General features: G+C 42.9%; 12 protein-coding genes and 1 pseudogene. 4 read left to right on the forward strand and 9 right to left on the reverse strand.

The genetic code is table 11. The annotated features are described in order from the left end of the window. Nucleotides 1–38 precede the first annotated feature (38 nt). Nucleotides 39–587, reverse strand: coding sequence for a cysteine hydrolase family protein (locus tag ETP43_RS08050; protein WP_129257690.1), 549 nt, complete (start codon nucleotides 585–587; stop codon nucleotides 39–41). 296 nt (nucleotides 588–883) lie between these two features. Here ETP43_RS08050 and ETP43_RS08055 point away from each other — a divergent pair, with 296 nt between their 5' ends. From ETP43_RS08055 to ETP43_RS08070, 4 genes are read left to right on the forward strand one after another with little or no spacing between them, the layout of a single operon-like run. Then, entirely contained in the window at nucleotides 884–1,624 is a 741-nt protein-coding gene (locus ETP43_RS08055) for a nucleoside phosphorylase (RefSeq protein WP_129257691.1), read from the forward strand. A 52-nt stretch (nucleotides 1,625–1,676) separates the two neighbouring features. Continuing rightward, entirely contained in the window at nucleotides 1,677–2,279 is a 603-nt protein-coding gene (locus tag ETP43_RS08060) for an ECF transporter S component (protein WP_129257692.1), read from the forward strand. Between the two features lie 3 nt (nucleotides 2,280–2,282). Continuing rightward, nucleotides 2,283–3,059, forward strand: a complete 777-nt coding sequence (locus ETP43_RS08065; RefSeq protein ID WP_129257693.1) for an energy-coupling factor transporter transmembrane component T family protein — start codon at nucleotides 2,283–2,285, stop codon at nucleotides 3,057–3,059. After that, complete coding sequence (locus ETP43_RS08070) at nucleotides 3,047–4,687, forward strand: ABC transporter ATP-binding protein (RefSeq protein ID WP_129257694.1); 1,641 nt, start codon at nucleotides 3,047–3,049, stop codon at nucleotides 4,685–4,687. Before ETP43_RS08065 ends, ETP43_RS08070 begins: the two co-directional genes overlap by 13 nt. A 95-nt stretch (nucleotides 4,688–4,782) precedes the next feature. Here the strand turns inward: ETP43_RS08070 and ETP43_RS08075 are convergent. The 8 genes and pseudogenes from ETP43_RS08075 to ETP43_RS08110 all read right to left on the reverse strand — a co-directional run. Then, nucleotides 4,783–5,100 (reverse strand): annotated as a pseudogene (locus tag ETP43_RS08075) (PD-(D/E)XK nuclease domain-containing protein); the annotation flags it as partial. Between the two features lie 38 nt (nucleotides 5,101–5,138). After that, on the reverse strand, nucleotides 5,139–5,648 hold the full coding sequence (locus ETP43_RS08080; RefSeq protein ID WP_129257695.1) for a VanZ family protein: 510 nt from the start codon (nucleotides 5,646–5,648) through the stop codon (nucleotides 5,139–5,141). Between the two features lie 195 nt (nucleotides 5,649–5,843). Further along, on the reverse strand, nucleotides 5,844–5,996 hold the full coding sequence (locus ETP43_RS17365; protein ID WP_207668931.1) for a hypothetical protein: 153 nt from the start codon (nucleotides 5,994–5,996) through the stop codon (nucleotides 5,844–5,846). Between the two features lie 80 nt (nucleotides 5,997–6,076). After that, a complete protein-coding gene (locus ETP43_RS08090) occupies nucleotides 6,077–8,851 on the reverse strand; it encodes an ATP-binding protein (RefSeq protein ID WP_164979650.1) in 2,775 nt (924 codons plus the stop codon). A gap of 106 nt (nucleotides 8,852–8,957) precedes the next feature. Then, on the reverse strand, nucleotides 8,958–9,398 hold the full coding sequence (locus ETP43_RS08095) for a response regulator (RefSeq protein ID WP_330546466.1): 441 nt from the start codon (nucleotides 9,396–9,398) through the stop codon (nucleotides 8,958–8,960). A gap of 197 nt (nucleotides 9,399–9,595) precedes the next feature. Continuing rightward, a complete protein-coding gene (locus tag ETP43_RS08100) occupies nucleotides 9,596–12,484 on the reverse strand; it encodes a transporter substrate-binding domain-containing protein (protein WP_129257699.1) in 2,889 nt (962 codons plus the stop codon). 31 nt (nucleotides 12,485–12,515) lie between these two features. Next, entirely contained in the window at nucleotides 12,516–15,461 is a 2,946-nt protein-coding gene (locus ETP43_RS08105) for a hybrid sensor histidine kinase/response regulator (RefSeq protein ID WP_129257700.1), read from the reverse strand. Then, nucleotides 15,458–17,317 (reverse strand): ABC transporter substrate-binding protein, encoded by a 1,860-nt coding sequence (locus ETP43_RS08110; protein ID WP_129257701.1) that lies wholly within the window; start codon nucleotides 17,315–17,317, stop codon nucleotides 15,458–15,460. The genes ETP43_RS08105 and ETP43_RS08110 overlap by 4 nt, the downstream gene beginning before the upstream one ends. Between the last annotated feature and the right edge of the window lie 92 nt (nucleotides 17,318–17,409).

Consider the following 17,409-nt stretch of genomic DNA (forward strand, 5'->3'; position numbering starts at 1 on the left):
GCAAATATTTTCTTATTCATTCTGCAAAAATATTACGATTATCTGTTTGACAGATAATCCTCTGTACTTAAAAATTCCACATGCAGTGGTGACAATCCCTGTAAAATATGCAAAGTTTCCTCCTCCAGGACCGGATTCAGGCCGGATGTGGCGTCGGTGAGCCAGATGAGTTTGCAACCGAGGTCGATGCCTTCGAAGAAGGTGGAAAGGACACAGCACTCGGAAACGACGCCGGTCAGGATGACGCGGTCGGCTTTTTGGGCGGCTTTGCGGATGGTTGGGACTTGGAAGGAGGAATAGGTGCTTTTGTCGTAGACAGGGTATGATTCGGCGGCTTCTTTGATTCCGTCCATCAGTTCGTTCATCCACGGATTCTCATTGATTTTGCGATTCAGTTCATTATAGGTTTTCCAGGTCCCGACCGGGTGTTCGGCGGCGATGTAGCGGGTGAAGATGGTCTGATCTTTTGGATGGTTTTCCAGAAGTTTCAGGATATTTTCCTTTGTGCGCGCTGCGGTCTCGCATGCCCATGGCTGGTCGGGAAGGTATACGTTTTGCATATCAATTACTAATAATAAATCATTCATGTTACAGATCTCCTTTTTCTCTATTTTCTGTTTTTCTCTGTCTGTGTAAACAATCACATTCTAAAAATAAAAATTCTAAATTTCACTATAAGGATATCCCTGGAAAATGTCAATCCTGTTTTCCTATGTTGCAGTTCATCATATTTCTGTTGTCCAAGGTTACTTTTTCACAGAACTTCCATTATCATATAACAACTTTCCGTCCTTCTATGTATACAGTTATATTTACAATTGACAAGACAGTTGTAAAGTGTTAAGGTAAACAGGCAAATATTTTTAGAAAGAAGGTTTTGTTTATGTCTGAAAACCTGATGCCTCATATTCGTCTTCCGAAGGATCTGGACGTGGACTGTGCGTTGTTACCGGGAGATCCGGCGCGGGCGGATGCGGTGGCTACTCATCTGGAAGATGCCGAACTGCTTGCATCCAACCGGGAATTTCGCAGCTGGCGCGGTACATATAAGGGTAAAAAAGTGCTGGTTACTTCTACCGGAATCGGTGCTGCTTCCTGTGCGATTGCCGTGGAGGAACTGATCCAGTGTGGTGTCCGTAACCTGATCCGTATCGGAAGCTGCGGAGCATTGCAGCCGGAATGTGCCCTTGGGGATCTGATTCTTGTAACCGGAGCGATCCGGGATGATGGTACTTCTACTGCTTATGTGGAAGCACAGTATCCTGCGATTCCTGATTTTGACCTGTTAAGTGCCTGCCGGGAAAGCGCAGCTGCCAAAAAGATTCCATATCACATGGGTATCTGTCGCAGCCACAGCTGTCTCTACGGGGAACGGAACCCGGAATTTTACAGTTACTGGACCGGAAAACGTGCCGTTGCATCGGATATGGAAACCGCGGCGCTGTTTGTCCTCGGTTCGCTTCGCGGGGTGCGCACCGCTTCTATTCTGAATGTCGTAGCTGCTTACCAGTCCTCTGTTGCAGAAGATATTGGAAAATACGCCAGCAAAGAAGCAACTTCCATGAGCGGAGAAGAACGGGAAATCCTGACAGCGCTGGAAGCATTTACCAGGATCCAGGCATAAACCGGAATCCGAACATCTGAAAAAATAAAATGACATCGAGGGAGGATGTACTATGAAAAAGATTTTTAAAACACAACTGAGCGCCGCAGTCATCGTTCTGATACCGGCATGTATCGGAATCAACTATCTCGGAAAACTGTTCGCCAGTTTCCTGAAACTGCCATTATGGCTGGACAGCATCGGAACCTGTATCGGTGCGGCACTGGGCGGACCGATCATCGGAGCCATCTGTGGTGCTGCAAACAACCTGATCTACGGATTTACCACCGGTGATAATATTACCCTGGTTTATGCATTGACCAGTCTCTTTATCGGTCTTGTTGTAGGTATCATGGCACGTATCGGATTTATGAAGACATTCCCGAAAGCCCTGCTGACTGCATGCGCCGGCGGACTGGCAGCCGTTGTTGTTTCCACACCGCTGAACATTCTGTTCTGGGGAGGCACAACCGGAAATGTATGGGGCGATGCAGTATTTGCCGCAACACAGGCAGCAAAACTCCCACTGGCACTTGGTTCTCTGCTGGATGAGATCGTTGTGGATGTACCGGATAAACTGATCACACTGATTATCGTATTCCTGATCATGAAAGGTCTTCCAAAGAAACTTACTACTCTGTACGATACAGAAGAAACCATCGAAAGTCTGGATTAATATATGAAAACCATCAGTTTATACACAAATAACGGAAGCTGGCTGACACAGCTTCACCCATTTACCAAGTTATGGTATCTGGCGGCAGCGATCTGCATTCCCCTTCTGAGTGGTTCTTTATGGGGATTTGCAGCGATGATCGTCATCAGTTTTGTACTGTTAAAAAGCGGCAGGCTTATCAAAAAAGCTCTGCCGCTGATTGCATTTTCTTTTACGATCATTCTGACAATTTTTCTGATTCACGGACTTGTAAACCGGCAGAATAAGAATGTACTGTTTACCATCGGATTTCTCAAGTTTTACAAAGAGGGCCTGCTTTATGCGGCACATATCGGTCTGAATATCCTGAATATGCTGCTCTCCTTTGCCATCGTTGTACTGTCCACCCGTCCTTCGGAACTGGTAGATGAACTGGAGCGTAAAGGTTTCTCTCCAAGATTTGGCTATATCATCAACTCTGTATTCCAGATCATCCCACAGATGATGGGAACCATGCATACGATCACGGATGCGCAGAGAAGCCGTGGCATGGAGACCGAAGGAAATCTTCTGGTCCGCATCAAAGCGTTTCTTCCACTGATTTCACCGGTGGTCATGAGTGCACTGACAGCCACCCGGGAGCGCGCGATCGCTCTGGAAGTGCGGGGATTTGGAGTCAAAGGAACGAAAACATGGATGCATCCCCACAAAAAAACAAAAGCAGACAGGATCTTCAGCCGGTTATGTATCATCGGTCTGATCCTGGCAGTGATTGGGAGGGTTTACTTATGGCTTTCTTAGAAGTAGAACATCTGAAATATCGGTACCCCCATGCGAAAAAACTGGCGTTGGATGATATTTCTTTTACGGCAGAAAAAGGGGAATTTATTGGAATTATCGGAGAAAACGGTGCCGGGAAAAGCACGCTCAGTCAGGCATTTTGCGGACTGGTTCCGCAGTTCTATAAGGGCGCTTACGGCGGTAAAGTGACCATCGACGGTATACCGGCCGCTACTACACCGACTGCAGAGCTTTGTAAAAAAGTCGGACTGATCTTCCAGAATCCATTCAACCAGCTCTCAGGTGCCAAGGATACGGTATGGGATGAGGTGGCATTCGGACTGGAAAACTTTGGGGTACCGGCAGAACAGATTCGGGAACGGCTGGATAAGGTCCTTCATCAGCTGGACATCTGGCAGTTCAGAGACAAGAATCCGTTTGATCTGTCCGGCGGTCAGATGCAGCGTGTGGCGATCGCTTCTATTCTGGCGATGGAACCGGAGGTTTTACTGTTGGATGAGCCCACTTCCCAGCTGGATCCCCAGGGAAGCGAAGAGGTTTTCCATACGGTAGAGCTTCTTTCCAGGACCGGTATTACAATTTTTATGATCGAGCAGAAAATGGAAAAGTTGGCTGCTTACTGCGACAAGATTCTTCTGCTTCATGAAGGAAAACAGGTTGCTTTTGATACACCGGAACAGATCTTTTCACGAAAGGATCTGGACACACTTGGAATCTGCCCGCCCTATCCTGCCCGTTATTGTAAAGAGCAGGGAATCTGTCTGGAAGATGGAACGTATCCGATTACGGTGGAAGGGATAAAAAAGGCACTGAGCGAAACCGGAAAAACCACCGGATTGCCTGCGCTGAAAGATCCGGTTTTTACAGGAACAGAAGAAAATCGTTTTTCCGTTCATAATCTTCAGTTCTTTTATACGCAAGACCATCCGATCTTTGAAAACTTTGAGCTGGAGCTGGATCAACGTCCTACAGCGATCATTGGACAAAATGGCGCCGGAAAAACTACCCTGATCCGTCTGTTGAAAGGACTGCTAAAGCCTTTGTCCGGAACCATATTATATAAAGGCGAAAATATTTCCGGACGAACGGTTGCTTCTCTGGCAAGCCAGGTCGGTTATGTTTTCCAGAATCCGGATGATCAGATCTTCAAATACAAAGTGATCGACGAAGTCATGTTCGGTCCGCTGAATATCGGAATGTCCAAGGAACAGGCCAGAGAAAAAGCGCTGGAGGCACTGGAACTGACTGAGCTTTCTGCGTATGCAGAGGAAAATCCATACGATCTGGAACTTTCCCAGCGAAAACTGGTTGCGATCGCTTCCGTACTGGCGATGGATACCGATGTGATCATTCTGGATGAGCCAACCATTGCACAGGATTACAAGGGAAAAGAAATCATCCGCAAGATCATAACCAGCCTGTCTCAAAAGGGAAAACTGGTGCTGGCTATTCTTCACGATATGGACTTTGTTGCACAATGCTTTTCAAGGGTGATCGTACTGGCTCACGGAAAACTTCTGGCAGATGGCAGTCCGTCGGAAGTCTTTGTCCGGGAAGATGTGCTGGATAAGGCCGCGCTGGATATGCCGCATCCGCTGCAGCTTCGGAAGATATTGGAACAGAGGTAAACATAAGAATCGCGCAGAATTTCCTAAAATATTCTGCGCGATTTCTAGAGCGTGTTACATTGGTGCTGTTACCAACTTCGTGCCCAGTGTCCGATTTATAAAATGTCTACCTGATTACTTCCAAAATGCAATTCTTCCACTTTACAATGATGTTCTTTCGTTTCTTTATTATAGCTGATTCCAACTGCAAGAATACGACCGGTATACGTCATATTCTCTGCTGTCTTGCCTTGGAAACGTAGTGCATACTCTTTTTCTTTGATCTGTGCAATCGCGTCTTCCGGGGTATGATCTACTTTCAATTCCAGAATCAGGCAGTCCTGATCATATCGTACAGGGTAAAAGATGAAATCTACATATCCTTTACCTGCTTTATCTTCACGTTCTACTCAATATTGATCTCTTGCAGACAAGTCTGTTACTATTTCTTTGTTCGACAGAACTGCACCTTCTACCGATTGGCATACAGGATAACTCCAAGTAGTCCGATTACAGCGACACTTACTATGCCCGCCAGAACAGAAAACATCCTGTTGGCTTTCTCTCTATTTCCAATCAACCGAACCACCATTGAATATACAGCAAGCCCCAAAAGGCCGCCTACCGTATTGGTAAGTACATCGGTAATATCAGAACGTCCAATTGCTAAAACATATTGCATGGTTTCCAACAAAAAACTTGTTCCTGCAATTAGTATTATTTTCACATATAGTTTTACTTTTGGCATCAGCATCTGAAGATAGATACCCATAGGCACGAAAATCAAAACATTTTCGAGTATCTCTGTTAAGTGAAATGCCACTCCAATTTCCTTGTCATAGTAGAAAGGAATAAAATTCACACTTCTTATTTTATCCAGATCATGGATTGAAAATTGTAGTTTGAACAATATGATCCAAATCAAGAGAGCCAGATAAATAAAAAACAGAATAGTTGCCAAGTAATTTGATTTTCTTTTCATTGCGTTCTCATTTCCTCCTGTCCTCCTGTTTGCTTTTTATTATATTGTTTTACTCATTAAGATACAATGCGGTAACAGATTAAGATTTCATGAAGGAAAAGCAGAGAGGCTTTTTGCCCCTCTGCTTTTTCTAATATATATTTGTTTTCCGACGGACTTTTACGGTTATCGCAATTTTCTTCTGCATTCCGGCTGTTATGAAATTCTGCCGTTCTCCATTTCATACACCACATCTGCCGGAACTGCCAGCCAGTGTTTCTGATTCATGTACTTTGCCGGAGCAAGGTGATACATTTCGATATAATTGCTTATCATATCTGACTCTGCCTGCACTTCCATAATTGACATTACAGATTCATCTGATTGATAAAAAAACATAAGGAATGTTGTCCAGTATGAATTTCCCGATCCATTTTTCAACAAACGAGTCATCGTTCTATGTATTTTGTGATAACAGATGTTAAAATCTCCATATCAACCGGCTTCGCCACGTGGTCATCCATTCCGGCATCCAAAGCAGCCTGTACATCCTCTGCAAATGCATTTGCTGTCATTGCAATAACAGGTATTTTCTTTCCATCCGGACGGTCCGGCAGATTTCTGATAGCTTTTGTCGTTTCATATCCATTCATTTCCGGCATCATGATATCCATCAAAATCAGATCAAAAGTCCCCGGATCTGTATGGCAAAACTGTGCCAGGACTGATTTTCCATCGGCAGCTCTGGTTACAATCATCCCTTGTTCTTCCAATAGAGATACTGCTATCTCGGCGTTTAAATCATTATCCTCTGCCAAAAGGACATGTAAACCATGTAGATCTATATCTTTCCTTAACTTTTCTTTCTCTTCAGTTTCTACATGTTCTGCTATAAGCAGTGGGATTTCTACCGTAAATATTGAACCAATGCCCTGTCTGCTGCTGACCTCAATTTTCCCACCCATAAGGTCTACATATTTCTTAGCAATCGCCATTCCCAGTCCGGTTCCTTTATAACTGGTTCTTGCTCCATCATTTTCCTGACTGAACTCATCAAATATTCTGTCCAGGAACTCCTCACTCATACCAATTCCGGTATCCGATATACGATAGCGTACAATCACATGGTGCGCATCATTTCCCGGACAGTTTTCTGCAACAAATGAAATGGTACCTCCGTCTTTTGTAAATTTGACTGCATTACTGATGATGTTGAGCAATACTTCCCTGATCCTGAGTTCATCCGCCATCACATAAGGGGTTTTTAGTTCTTCTCTTGAAACATACAGGTTAAGATCACGGTTTTCTATATATCCCCTTGCAATCGACAAAACAGTATTTAGCATATCCCTGAGATCTACCGGTACCGGTTTATATTCCAGTTTGCCACTTTCAATGCGGCTGATATCCAGCACATCATTCATAAGCGTCATCAGATATTCTGAACTCTGCCTGATCTTTTTCAGACAATTCTCCACTTCTTTGTCCGGTTTCCTTTTCATAGCAATCTCTGTAAATCCAACAATTGCATTCATCGGTGTCCTGATGTCATGGGACATATGATTCAGGAACGTTGTTTTTGCAATATTCGCCGCATTTGCATCCTGTGCTTCTTTCAGGGCTTCCATCTGTTTTTTTCTGCTTACTGAAAGGGAATAGACCAGCAGAAGCAGTACAAAAATAATCACAAATGAAACCACGATAGCTAAGCCTGCATACTCCGCAAGGACATCCTGCAAGGTCATTTTCTTTTCTGAAACAGAATTCTGTGCAAGGACCACGCCATTTAAAATATTGGAGGACTGCACAATTGCTTTATTGATAATGGTAGCTGCTCTTCTGTTTTCTCTCGTCGTGAACATTCCCAATTCCTGCCGTTTTGCCATTTCTGCAAAGGACAGACTTTTGGTCAATGAACTTTCATTAAGAAGATTAATCTTTGAAGATGGAATAACAGTTGCTCCCACTTTTCCATTTGCTACTGCCTCCAGGCATTCTTCCTGTGTATCATACAGTTTGATTTCTGCATCCGGAAAAAGACGGGACACCATCAATTTAGAATACAGTGAGGTCTCTGTTGCTGCGATTGTAGAGAGACTGTCAGTATATTCATTTCCTTTGTATATAACAACCGGCGTAATATCAAAGATTTCATCCGTCAAAACCACCTGAAACTGTTCCTGTGTATAAAAATCCTGAAGGATAGGACCTGCAATATCTATTTCGCCGGATTGCAATGCCTCATTCATCTCTTCTCCCGTAGAACACGGAACTGTCTTGATCGTGATTTCATATTTTTCCCGAACCGTATCCAGAACGGTTCCAAGGATTCCTGTCAGTTTCCCATTTTCTTCACCACAAAAAGGGAGATTATCCTTTAGGTATCCCACACGGATTGTATTTTCATGTGCATCCAGCCATTGTTTTTCTTCCTCGTTGAGCACATAATTTATAACCGCTTTCCCTTCATAACGGGCATACAGCTTGCTGCTGTAGTCCGTTTCTGTATTGTTGATTTCTTCCAGGGCAGAATTTAATTCCTTTAACAGATCCGGTCTTGATTTTGATACACCGAAATAACAGTCACTTGCACCGATGTTGGCAATTGCAATAAAATCGCTGTTGACAGACAGTGCCGGGACCACAAGCGCATCCAGTTCATCTGCATCCATTTTTTCTATCATTTCATCATAGCCCTTACAGACAACCACCTCTGCCTGGATCTGATTGCTGTCCAGCCATTTTTCCAGAAGTTCTTTCTGATAACTTCCATCCGCAGCACCGATACGACAGCCATTCATCTGCTTTGGATCACCATTCGTAAGATTCATATGATCTTCCCGGGTATAGATCCAATATCGTTCTGTTCCCTCTGCATAGGTCGAAAAATCGATAGATTCTGCTCTTTCCGGTGTATAACTGACACTTCCAAGTATATCTATTTCTCCATCTGCCAGCATATCCAGACACTCTTTAAAGGAAGCATAGACATATTCATACTTCCAGCCGGTTATATAAGAAATCTTCTGGAGATACTCATAGCCTGCTCCCTGCTTGTGTTCCCCATAACCGCCTTCCTGAAAATTGGCATATGGGAAATAGCCAACTCGCACTGTTTTATTCTCTTCCTCTATTCCCTGAGTTGTTTTCTCGTCACTTTTAATTTCTGACGCATAAGCAGAAACCGGTACAAAGAGTAACATCATAAGTACTAAAATGCTCAAACATATTCTTTTTTTCTTACCTTTTTTTCTCATCCGTTTTTCTGTCTTTCTGTTCATTCTTTCCCTCTTATGATCCATTAAAGCGGACATTCGCAATCCGCTTTCGCTACTTGCTCATACTGTTGTTCTTCCCGGTCTGTAAGCTTTCCTGCTTTTTTAATACAGAAAGAATGGCCGCCCCCAGTTTCTCAATATCAATGGGTTTTGCAATATGTCCATTCATGCCGGCATCAAATGCTCTTTTCCTGTCTTCTGCAAAGGCATTTGCTGTCATGGCAATGATCGGGATCTCTGCCCTCGTCTTATCATTTAAATGCGGGATACGCTGTGCTGCCTGATAGCCATCCATATTTGGCATCTGGGTATCCATAAGTATCAGATCATAAGTTCCCGGTGACATCTGCTCTACCCTGTTCACGCACTGAATTCCATCTTCCACGCGCTTGATAACAATCCCGGTTTCTTCCAGAAGCGTCACTGCAATTTCCGCATTCAGATCATTATCCTCCGCCAGCAGAACATGCGTACTTATACTAGTGTATTGCATAAAAAGCATTATGTGATAAAAATATTATAACAAAACAGTATGAAATTGTCATCATTACTCAAACTTTATGTTTATTTTCTTTTTCCCCATTGCAAAACATCCACTCAATGAAATGAGGCAACGGATTTTCCGCTGCCTCATTTTCGATTCAATTCCAGGCATAACTCTCGCCTGAGCAAAATTATCTTTCATTATCATCACATATGGCAATCCGTTTCATCTGTCATCTCCTTTCCCCAGACTTCCGCCAATGTCGAGAGCAGTTTATCAACCTGGATTGGCTTTGCGATATGACCATTCATTCCGGCTGCAAAAGCATCTCTCTTATCTTCTTCAAATGCATTTGCTGTCATTGCAACGATCGGTATGTATGCTTTATCCTTATCTGGCAGGCGTCTGATTGCCTGTGTTGCTTTATAACCGTTCATTTTCGGCATCTGAATATCCATTAGGATCATATCATATGTGCCTGCCGGCATTTTTTCTATCTTATTTACACACTGAATGCCATCCTCCACTCGCTCTGTCTTAAGACCGGCACGTTCAAGTATTTCCTTAGCAATCTCTGCATTCAGATCATTATCCTCTGCCAGAAGGATTTTCCTGTCTTTAAGGACTTCACTATATGTTTCTGGATTTTCAGCATAATTTTTTACATAATAGTTTTCATCCGCTATCTTATGTTTCAGTGTAACTGTAAAAGTACTGCCCTTTCCAAGCTCACTCTCTACATCTATTGTTCCACCAAGCAGTTCAACATATTTCTTGACAATTGACATTCCCAGCCCGGTTCCTGCAATTTTGCTCTTTGTAGTATTCCGCTCACGCGTGAATGCCTCAAAAATATTTGTCAGATACTCCTGACTCATACCAATTCCTGTATCACTCACCCTGGTCCTCACCATCATATATCCAGGCTCACTGCATGGTAATTCATCTACGTTTATCATAACAGAACCACCGGATGGAGTATACTTCATGGCATTGCTCAGAATATTAACAAATATTTCTTTTACCTTTGTAGCATCTGTCAGTATGTGCTCATGTTCTACATTTATCGTATAATGAAGTGCAATATTCTTTTTCTTTGCTTCATCATCGAATATTTCAAATAAGGTCTGCCAGATATCTTCAATCATTCCATAGTTCTCATCAATCTCCATTCTTCCACTTTCAATCCGAGCCATATCAAGTACATTATTTATGATTGACAGAAGAAGATTTCCTGACTGCTGCAGTTTTTTTAAGTATTCTGAAGTTTCAGGCAAATCCTTTCTTTTCATTTCATCCTCCATAAGCTGTGCATAGCCCAGAATCGCATTCATAGGAGTACGGATGTCATGGGACATATTGTTAAGGAAACGGGTCTTTGCGAAGCTGGCATCTTCTGCTTTTTTCAGAGCGATTTCCAATTTGTCATTAAGCTTTTGTGTATCATTTGCAGCAAGCTTTGCGACAGCTTCTGCTTTTCTTGCCTTCCGTAAAAGTACCAGGATAATGCCAATGATGACAAGTGACAAAAATCCTGCCGTGACAATAAAAGCAAGCATATTGCCTTTTATAAAATCCAAAAATGTAACCTTATCTGGTGTACTGTCATAGATAGCAAGTGCACTTGTAAGCATATCAGATGGCATAGCCTTTAAGGTTTTATTCAGTATTGATAAAAGGCTTCCCTCTCCGCCTCTTACTGCAAAGCATGCCTCCATTGTATTTGTAAGTGGAAAACTCTTGAAATTTTGACTGTTATCATATATCAGTGCCTGGCTTGCTCCCATGAGGAAACAGTCTGCTTTTTCCTGGGTGACCATATCTGCAGCATCGTCAAGCGAATCACAATCTACAAGCTTCCATTGGGGATAATTAAATGCAATATGCTGTTTTAAAGCATATTTATACTTTGGTACAGCTACAGTATACGCCTTATTCTCGTCAAAATTTTTCTCATCAGTTACCGCCATCAGACTGTAGGTCCAGGCTGTGTTTGTAAGTGCATAGCCATTTTTTTCTGCGAAATCAGGATTTCTGCCGGCATAAAAAGCCACATCAATCTCACGATTCTGCAAAGCCTGAATCATTTCGTCATAATTATCATATGCCTGTATATTAAATTCCAATGTCTGATTTCCCAGACAATCTTTGGCATAGGAGAAATATTCCGCCAGCATACCGGTAAGTTTTCCAGTCTCTTTATCCATGGAAAAGATTGCCGGATCATTGTTCAAAAATCCTATCTGGATATCTCCATGCTCTTCCACCCAGACCTTTTCTTTACCTGTAAGAATCTGACTATAATCAAGGGTAAAATACTTCTTATACAGATCGGCCTTAAAAAAAGGGCTGTCCTGTTCCAGCTGACGCATTGCCCAATCCAGCTCTGTCTTGATATCGCTGCGTTCTTTATTTATTGCAAAATATATACCTGATTTTCCAATAGTTGTAACAGATGATATTCCCTGTTCAGACCAGATGGATTCCTCCAGAGATACAAAACAGTCAATCTCATGATTTGCCAGTTTCTTTTCGACATCATCATTATTATTCACATTTACATGTTCTGTATGTATGCCATTCTTATTTTCCCATTCTGTCAGCATGATTTCAGGTTCTGTGCCTAAGAGCACGCCTACACGTTTTCCATCCAGCGACTTAAAATCAGAGGTTTCAATATCCATATCCGATAAATCAGCATAAAGGATATATTTTTCCTCACCCATCGGTTCATCCGGGAAAAGCATCTTTTGTGCACGTTCATCGGTGTAAGAGATATCACCCATGATATCAATCTCACCATTTTCAAGCTTATCAAAACAGTTGGACCAGTCACATTTCACATACTCGAATTTCCATCCGGTATAACCTGCCAGAGCCTGCATGAGCTCGTATCCATAACCCCGTCTGACACCATTTTTGTCGACATAATTGAAGGTATCCTCAAACGACCCGATACGGATGATCTGTGGCTGTTGTTTTTCATCGTTATTCGTCTCAGCAGCCTGGCAGTGTACTGATAACATCACCCACATTCCCAGGATTACAAATATAGCTGTGCATAATACAGCTAAGTTTTTTTTACTTTTATTCATTCTTCTATTTCCTTTATTTATGTGGCTTTTCTTATACTCCTGACACCTGATCCAGATTCTTCTGTAATGTACTGATCAATTCCTCAATAACTATTGGCTTGGATAAGAATCCATCCATACCACATTTCAGGGCTCTCTTTCTGTCCTCATCAAAAGCATTGGCAGTCATGGCAAGGATGGTGATTCCCGCCAGCGCCGGATCATCCAGCGCACGGATCTGCTTCGTAGCTTCATATCCGTTCATTACCGGCATCTGCACATCCATCAGCACCAGATCATAATTACCTGGCTCCGAATTCTTAACTTTCTCCACTGCCTCTGCTCCATTTTCTGCGCTATCAATCAGGAATCCATATTCATTAAGGAGCTCCACCGCAATTTCTCTGTTCAGTTCATTATCTTCCACAAGCAGTATACATCTGCCTCTGAAATCTGAACCTGCTGCCGGAAGAACCGAGTCTTCTGGTTCAGACTGACTCTGGCCGATGGCAGTCATCAAAGTTTCTCTGATATCCGACATGAACAGAGGTTTCGCACAGAATGCAGTCACTCCTGCTGCCCTGGCTTCTGCCTCAATATCAGACCAGTCGTAAGCAGTCAGGATAATAATCGGTGTATCATCCCCAAGACTGCGGATCTGACGAGTTACCTCAATGCCATTCATATCCGGCAGACGCCAGTCGATGATATAAGCGTGGAATGCATCTCCCAGTTCCATAGACTGTCGTGCACGGAGAACAGCCTCCTTACCGGAAAGTGTCCATTCCGAACGCATTCCAACCCTCACAAGCATTTTTGTCACACTGTCGCAGGTATTAAAATCGTCATCTACAACCAGTGCCTTAAGTCCTTCCAGTTCTGCGATCTTCTCTGTGCGTTGATGCTCAGGCTGAGTTCGAAATGGCAGACGGACTATAAATTCGGTGCCTTTGTCCTGCTCTGTCTGAACCTCAATAGTACCGCCCATCATATCCACAATATTCTTGGTAATGGCCATTCCAAGTCCTGTACCCTGAGTCCTGCTGACTGTGGAAGTATGCTCCCTCTCAAAAGGAGAAAAAATCTTCTGTACAAATTCCTGACTCATACCGATTCCATTATCCTTAACCCGGATTTCGTACAGCTCACTGCCTTTCTGTGTTCCATGACACTGTCTGATCCGAACAGAAACGGTTCCTCCTGCAGGTGTAAACTTAACTGCATTGGACAAAAGATTCAGCAGCACCTGGTTCAGCCGCGTCTTATCACAATAGACATCCTCATTTGTAACATCCATTGCATCCATATAAAGTTCCAGCTGCTTTGCATGGATCTGACCACTGATGATCGTCTTCAGGTCATGAAGCACCTCCGACAGACTGACCTCCGTTTCTTCCAGATGGATCTTTCCACTCTCAATCCGGCTCATATCCAGTATATCGTTGATCAGTGAGAGCAGATGGTTGCTGGATGAAAGTATCTTACCAAGATAATCCTGAACCCTTTTTTTATCATCAATATTGCTTACTGCCAGTGTGGTAAAACCGATGATCGCATTCATTGGTGTCCGGATATCGTGAGACATGTTGGAAAGGAAAGTACTCTTTGCCTTATTTGCTGTCTCTGCCGCACGTACTGCCTCAGAAAGTGCCTGGTTCATTTTCCGGTCAGAGGTACGATCTGACATAACCAGGATATATTTCTTTTTCCCATTTACCTCACTGCCCATTGCAATATTATGGAACCAGCGTCTTTCCCCTGCCTTCAGATGAACATATTCAAAATCCCATTCTCTCTGTTCATGAACCTGGATTTCCTCCAGATATTTTTTCTCCGGATACAGTTTTCCCAGAACATGAATATCTTTATGAATCTGTTCTACCGTAATCCCCAGCAGCTTTTCCGCATTTGGACTGACGTAATCTGCCTGATATGTTTTGGCATCCAGCATCAGAAACACGTCATCCACGTTCATTGAAAGTTTTTGAAACAGCTCATCACGGTACAGGATCTCCGTATCCTTTCTTCTGAGATTGGTCCTGTTTGTTTGAATAATAAGACTGATAAGAAAAGCAGCAATACAGAGCACCACCGCACCAACAAGAAGCATTGTACTACGCTGCAGACTGTTCATACTGGCATTGACGATATCCGCCTGGACAAGTCCCAGGAACATCCAGTCCTGAATATTCGATTTTTCATAGACCAGATAATAATTTCCTCCATCCAGATTCAGCAGCATCGCATCGGTACGTCCCGCTTTAAACTTCTCCAAAAGTTCATTGAGCTCTTTTTCAGACATATCAGAATGCTCTCTCAGAAGTCCAAAGAAATTATACACGTTCCCCCATGACTCCGAAGAATGATCAATCACAACACGACCATCCGGATGAACAATTAAACTCTGGGCATTTCCATTGAAAGCAGAAATATCCAGCACTTCTACGATATCAGAATTTTCATAGGCAATGGCAATCGCATCATATTCAAATCCCTGATATATTCCATGAGCCTCAGGTGTAGCAAAAACAAGCAGCTGGGATTTTCCGGGAAGTGCCGCATTCGCTATCACATCATTTCCCTGCCGGATATCCTCTCCAATATCTTCCTGTAATCCAAGGTATCCGGTTTCCCCTGTTGCCATCTTATAGTTCCCCTCAGCAGACAGAAAAAAGAATTCCTTAAAGCCGGCATCTTTCTGCGCTTTCTTTATATAATCACGGATTGCGTCTTCGTTGGAAATATCCTGCAGATTCTCGCCCCACATATGAAGATATGTCAGATTCTTATCAGTCAGTTCTCTCAGCATGTTATCAGACTGATGAAAAACTTCTGTCAGATGAGAAACACTTTCCTCATAAATAGTTTTCGACACAAATCTGAAATACTGGAAAACCATCAAAACAATTCCCACCAAAACAGCTATGAAGACCGCAATCCTTAACTGTTTTCTCATAACAGTCTTTTCTCTGTTTGTATTATGATTCTTAATATTCATTCTTCTCGTCTCACATTAATGTAATCTTCTGGCTCTGCAAGAACGGCATCACCATTTGAAATATATCCTGTCCAGGTATCCTTCACAGAAGTATCTCCTCCGTCAAACACTATATTATCATCTGTCGGATAGGCCTCCATGTGTTGTGGTGTCGCCAGGCAGGTTACTGTAAAAGTATCATCGTCCTGAATTTGTTTTCCGTCCTTTGTAACTTTGCTCAATGTGTAACCATCATCTGTTTTCTTAATTTCCACAGAAATACCACTGACTACAGGCAGAGAACCACAGTTAAACGGAATAAAGCCTCCCTCATAGCCTTCTACAAAATTTTTAACTGTCTCTTTCAGTTCAGCACCGCTCATCTTACTGCTGTAAGCCGAAAGACTATTTGGCATGATCATGTCTCCCGCCATTTTTTCTGTGTAACCGGCTTTCAGTACGTTTCCCGTAAAGCTGTTTCCGGTTGCGATCAGCACATCTGTCCCATAGATGCCACGCAGAGTGTTTGCCATAACAGAATATGCTGCATTTCCTCCACTGCTGCGAAAGCGGTTTGAATAGGATTTCTGTGAATCCAGCACGATATCCTCAGAAGCAGATTCTTCCTCAAGAAGCTGAGAATTAAATGACTGATACGCCTGCTCTGCATCGTATTCTCCAGAGATCATTTTGGAAACCACATCCTGAGAAACAGAGAAGAAATCATTTGACGCAATGCGGATATACATATGGTTTTCTTCGATCACAGGTTTCACATTCTTCAGATATTCTGTAAGCTTAAGATCCACATCCTGACTGTAGCTTAACAGATCCTGTCCATCATAAACAATCCTGTTCTGCGCATCCGCTGAAAGCATTGTGTTCAGCACCTTCATTGCTTTCTTTCTGCGTGTTTCATCTTTTGTCAGATCACGGTTTAAAGCCACCTGGAAATATGGCGTAGTCATAATCCACTTTTCACCGTTCTCCTGAAAGAATGGAAGAAATGTCGTGTTTATGCCCTGATCCTGAAACATTTTTACACCGGCAGAACTGCCAAAGTACATGGCAAGCTTGCCGCTTTGATACATCTCAACTATATCGTCATAATTCATATCCAGATCATCCTGGCTAAGCCCTGTATCCTGGATGAACTGCTCCATACGTTCAAAAGCCTTCGGCCAGACAGTACTGTCCAGGCCTTCTCTCTTTATATTATCCGGGTCACTGTAGGTGGTACGCCACTTGCGTCCGTCTACAGAAGACAGCTCTGATGCTGACAGACCCTGCAGTGTTTCCATACAGGTATAATCATAATAATAGTCTGCAGTAAACCCACGGATTCCCACCTCTTCAAATGCCTCGCAGGCAGAGACAAAGCTTTCATAATCTGTTGGCAACGGGATATCGTATTTTTCAAAAAGGTCTTTATTCACTACAAAACCATGCGCATCTGCACACACCGGAAGCCAGTTTACGCTTCCATCTTCATTCATAAAACTACTGAGATATGTATCATAGACAGCTCCTGCCACATTGGTTGTGGAAAGATCCATCAGACTGTCTTTCAGCGGACTTGCATCATGTAGTGAAAAACGACAGCAGGTTATAATATCCGGCAGTCCACCGTTTTCCTTAAGAAACCTGTAGAAATCCAGGTCATTATTCCCTACTACAAATTCAACATTGATATCCGGGAGCTGTTCCTGAATGTATGGTGCATATTTCTCATACAGGTTTGTGGTCCATAAATACACCGTGATTGTTTCTGCATCTTCTTTTTCCGCACTCTTCCAGCCACAGCCTGAAAGAAGTGTTACGGCTGTCACCATCGCCAAAAGCACAGCCAAAACTCTGTTCCATTTTTTCTTTTTCATTATGAGTCCTCCTCTGAGTTTCCTTTTCATTTCTTCTGTCTTACAGTGTCAAAATACCCGATAATTCCTATGCATACGTCTTTCTTCACAGG

It is taken from the genome of Blautia faecicola (genome assembly GCF_004123145.1).
Taxonomy (GTDB): Bacteria; Bacillota; Clostridia; order Lachnospirales; family Lachnospiraceae; genus Oliverpabstia; species Oliverpabstia faecicola.